The following is a 4,343-nucleotide window of genomic DNA, read 5'->3' as shown; positions in this document are numbered from 1 at the left end:
CGATGCCCTGGCCCAGCTTCAGGGCGATGTAGGTCGCCGCCGCCGAGAAGACGACGGACCAGAAGAACCCCTGCACGATCGAGCGGACCGTGATCTCCGGCACGACCTCGCCGGGGCCCACCACGGGCGCGTAACGCTCGCCCGGCTTGAGCTCGCGAAAGGCGTTTTCGGGAAGGCGCGATTCGTCAGCCATCGTATTTCTCCATCACCGACTCGACCACGCGGCGAGAGAGAGTGTGGTAGGTGGGCGCCGCCGCGGCGAAGATCTCCCGGGCCAGTGCGCGGGTGCGCGGGTGGCGGCCCAGGGCTCCGTACAGCGGGCGCAGGTACTTCATCCGGCCGACTTTCGTCAGCACGTCGCGTGCCCGGCCGAAGACCGGCTCGTAGTCGCTGCCCACCGCGATGGTGAGCCACTCCACCAGGATCTCGTAGTTGCCGCGCCCGGTGAGCTTGAGCTCGGCGTCGAGCCAGCGGCACGATGCCGCGTCGAGCTCCCGCGGCAGGTGCTGCAGGTAGACCAGCAGCTCGCTGGGGCTCCACTGCGCCAGCTGCGCCGGCCCCGGCCGGCCGCCCTTCGCCCATCCCTCGGCCAGCGCGACGATCGCCTCCAGCGGCGCCGACCGGAACAGCGGCGCGTTGGCCGGCACGCCGGGCCGGTTCAGCCACTCGTCCGCGCCGACCTTCGCGGCGACGCCCGGCAGCTGCTGCTCGACGAACGCCATCAGCTGCTCGGTGGTGACCGACGTGAAGTGGAACCGCTTGATGTAGGCGCGGATGAACTGATCGAACCGCTCCCGGCCCACGGTCCGCTCCAGGAGGCCCACGAACAGCGACCCCTTCTCGTACGGCACCGACGAGTACACGTCGTCGGGATCCACGCCCTCGAGATGGGTGCGCAGCACCGTGTACGGCGAGTCGGCGCCGAACCGCGCCACCGACTCGTCCAGCGCCACGCGGCCGATCGCCCAGCTCACCGCGGCCGCCGCCTCGCCGTGCAGCGCCTCCAGGATCCGCCGCTCGGCCCACACGGTGAACCCCTCGTTGAGCCAGAAGTGGTCCATCGTCGCGTTGGTCACGAGGTTGCCGGTCCAGGAGTGCGCCAGCTCGTGGCACACCACGTCCACCAGCGAACGGTCGCCCGCCAGCAGCGTCGGCGTGAGGAACGTCAGCCGCGGGTTCTCCATGCCGCCGTAAGGGAACGAGGGCGGCAGCACCAGCATGTCGTAGCGGTCCCACTCGTACGGCCCGAACATCTGCTCCGCCGCCACGATCATCTGCTCCACGCCGGCGAACTCCCACGCCGCGGCCTCCACCGTCGCCGGCTCGGCCCACACCCGCGCGCGCGGGCTCAGGTCGCGCGCCGCCAGGTCGCCCACGGCCAGCGCGATCAGGTAGCTGGGGATGGCCTGCGGCATCCGGAACCGCACCGTCCGCATCCCCGCCTCGGAGTCGACCGGCTCCCCGACCGGGCCCGCCGACATCACCGCCGTCAACGCCTCCGGCACCGTGATGGCGGCGTCGTAGGTCACCCGCACCATCGGCGTGTCCTGGCACGGGATCATCGTGCGCGCGTGGATCGGCTGGAACTGCGTGAACATGAACGGGTGCCGCCGGCCCGCCGTCTGCTCCGGCGCGAGCCACTGCAGCCCGATCGCATCGGGCCCCGTCTCGTAGGCGAGGACGACCTTCTCCGTGGCCGCCGGGAGGCTCAGTCGCAGCCGGCTCCCGAGGATCGGCTCCTCGGCTCCCGGCTCGTAGGCGATGGGCCGGCCGCCGTCGGTGCGCACCGACGCGATCACCAGCCCCTTGGTGTCGAGGTCGAACGGGCCCGCGGACGGCCGGTCCAGCGTCAGCGTGACCTGGCCGGCGACACGCTTGCGGTCGAAATCCACCGCGAGGTCGAGCTCGAGATGGCGGGTGTGCGGCTGGGTGGAATCGAAGCAGGAATGCGGGTCTGGCCGGGACATGGAGGCCTTTCAGAGCAGGAACGGCCCGGAATTTGCGACTTGGAGGTTCAGTCGGCCAGGGGCACCTGCCCGTCGCCAGCCTCCGGAAGCGGATCGCGACGGGTGCTTCATTAGGGCCCGAATCCCGACAGCGACAGGGGGATTTGTCATGTTCTACGACGCGGGATGCTATGGGCGCGTGGCGCTGGGCGAGCTGCCCCAAGCGGTGCAGCAGCGGCTGGGCGCTCTGCCCGGCGAGTGGCTCGAGTTCGACCCGGTGCTCGGCACAATCGTGGTGCGTCACATCCAGCCCTCGGCGGGCCCGTGCCTGCCGACGATCGCAGGCGAGCTGGTGCGGATGCTGAGCGAGATCCCGGAGCAGGCCCAGGGCCGGATTCCGGGCGGCGAGCTGTTCGTGCACACCGAAACGGATTCGCAGCTGGTCCGGCTCCGGGTGGAACGGGGCGGCGCCCTCCAGATCGAATGGGCCCACCCCGACTATGCCAGGGCGAAGCCGCAGCTGTGGACCGGTGCCAAGGTCGAAATGGTCGAGCCGCGGGTGCAGCGGCTCAACGGCCGCGTGACGTTCACGGCCACGGACCCCGCGCGGGCGGCCCGCGAGCTGGAAGCGCTGGCCGACGGCTACGAAGGCCTGTACCCCGAGGGCGATCTCGTGGTTGAGGTGGACCGCACGGCGGGCCGCGTGACGGTGGAGGTCCGCGACCTCAACCTGGACGTCCTGCTGCTGGTCGAGCGGCTGCAGCAGCTGGCGGCGGCCGGCTCGCTGGTGGGCGACGTCCAGGTCAGCTCGTTCGCGTCCATCGTGCCCGAGCAGCAGCTGCGGTTCGTGTTCGACGACGGCAAGACCTGGGTGCAGCGGCCGGTGCTGTGGGCGGACCCGCCCGGCCGCGCGCCGCGCACCACGCGCGCCCCGATGCGCAACGGCGCCTGAGGGAGACCGGCGATGATGGACTACGGCTTCACCGAGGAGCAGCAGGCGATCCAGAGCCTCGCCCGGGAGATCGCCGAGAAGGAGATCCGGCCGGTCGCGGCGGAGTACGACCGGACGGGCGAGTTCCCGTGGCCGGTCGTGAAGACGCTGGCCGGGGCGGACCTGTTCCGCACCTTCATCCCCGAGGAGTACGAGGGCATCGCCAACGGCACGCCGACGACGAACCTCGTGCTGGTGACCGAGGAGCTGTCCAAGGCGTGCGGCGGGATCGCGCTCGCGCTCGCCGGGACGGCCCTCGGCACGATGCCGATCCTGCTGTCGGGGAGCGAGGAGCTGAAGCGGCGCTTCCTGCCCGACATCGCCGCCGGCCGGCGGCTCGCCGCCTTCGCGCTCACCGAGCCCGATGCCGGCTCCGACGCGGGCGGCATCCGCACGACGGCGATGCGCGACGGCGACCACTACGTGCTGAACGGCACCAAGCAGTGGATCACCAACGGCGGCGAGGCCGAGGTCTACACCGTCATCGCGCTCACCAACCCGGCGAAGGGGCCGCGCGGGGCGAGCGCCATCGTGGTCGAGAAGGGCACGCCCGGCTTCGCGTTCGGGAAGAAGGAGGACAAGATGGGCATCCGCGCCTCCGCGACGCGGGAGCTCGTCTTCCAGGATTGCCGGGTGCCGGCCGCGAACCTGATCGGCCGCGAGGGCACCGGCTTCATCACGGCGATGCGGACGTTCGACGCCTCGCGGCCCGGCGTGGGCGCGCAGGCACTCGGCATCGCGCAGGGCGCGCTCGACCTCGCGGTGGCATACGCCTGCACGCGGCGCCAGTTCGGCTCCCCCGTCTCGGCCTTCCAGGGCCTGCGGTTCAGCCTGGCCGACATGGCGACCAAGGTCGAGGCGGCGCGCGCCCTGATCTACGCCACGGCCAAGTACATCGACTCGCAGCCGAAGCAGCGGCCGACGATCTACTCCGCGATGTCCAAGCTGTTCGCGGCCGACGTCGCGGTGCAGGTCACGATCGACGCCGTGCAGGTGTTCGGCGGCTACGGGTACATGCGCGACTACCCGATCGAGAAGTACATGCGCGACGCCAAGATCACGCAGATCTACGAGGGCACCAACCAGATCCAGCGCGAGGAGATCAGCAAGATCATGATCGGGCAGTACGTCTCCGGCGGCGGGCGCCAGAGCGCGCAGGCGGCGGACTGACGATGCCGCCGCTGCCCGCGCCCCGGGCGACGCCCGCCACGGCCCTCCCTCGCCAGCCGCAGTGGTGGTAACGATGCAACCGTTCCGGTACCACGTCCTGGCCTGCGACCAGAAGAAGCCCGACGGCCTGCCCTGCTGCTCGGCCCGCGGCTCGGCGGCGGTGCTCGAGGCCCTGCGGCGCGAGATCGGCGCCCGGGGGCTCGCCGACACCGTGCAGCTCACCACCACCAGCTCGG

The 4,343-nt window shown here is 71.3% G+C and carries 4 protein-coding genes; 2 read left to right on the top strand and 2 right to left on the bottom strand.

Going from position 1 to position 4,343, the window contains the following annotated elements; all coding sequences use genetic code 11:
• The coding region (locus VMF70_05510) for a hypothetical protein (GenBank protein HTT67467.1) at positions 1–193 on the bottom strand (193 nt) is incomplete at its 3' end.
• On the bottom strand, positions 186–1,967 hold the full coding sequence (locus VMF70_05505) for a M1 family metallopeptidase (GenBank protein ID HTT67466.1): 1,782 nt from the start codon (positions 1,965–1,967) through the stop codon (positions 186–188). The genes VMF70_05510 and VMF70_05505, both read right to left, overlap by 8 nt.
• Positions 1,968–2,115: 148 nt before the next feature.
• Here VMF70_05505 and VMF70_05500 point away from each other — a divergent pair, with 148 nt between their 5' ends.
• On the top strand, positions 2,116–2,898 hold the full coding sequence (locus tag VMF70_05500) for a hypothetical protein (GenBank protein ID HTT67465.1): 783 nt from the start codon (positions 2,116–2,118) through the stop codon (positions 2,896–2,898).
• Positions 2,899–2,910: 12 nt separating this feature from the next.
• Positions 2,911–4,107 (top strand): acyl-CoA dehydrogenase family protein, encoded by a 1,197-nt coding sequence (locus VMF70_05495; protein ID HTT67464.1) that lies wholly within the window; start codon positions 2,911–2,913, stop codon positions 4,105–4,107.
• The last annotated feature ends 236 nt before the right edge of the window (positions 4,108–4,343 follow it).

The organism is Gemmatimonadales bacterium, assembly GCA_035502185.1.
GTDB lineage: Bacteria > Gemmatimonadota > Gemmatimonadetes > Gemmatimonadales > JACORV01 > Fen-1245.
This window is presented reverse-complemented; position numbering and strand designations above follow the sequence as displayed.

Excerpts from the sequence above, each read along its gene's own strand:
- VMF70_05495 (HTT67464.1), top strand. The coding sequence starts at position 2,911 with ATGATGGACTACGGCTTCACCGAGGAGCAGCAGGCGATCCAGAGCCTC.
- VMF70_05500 (HTT67465.1), top strand. The coding sequence starts at position 2,116 with ATGTTCTACGACGCGGGATGCTATGGGCGCGTGGCGCTGGGCGAGCTG.
- VMF70_05505 (HTT67466.1), bottom strand. The coding sequence starts at position 1,967 with ATGTCCCGGCCAGACCCGCATTCCTGCTTCGATTCCACCCAGCCGCAC.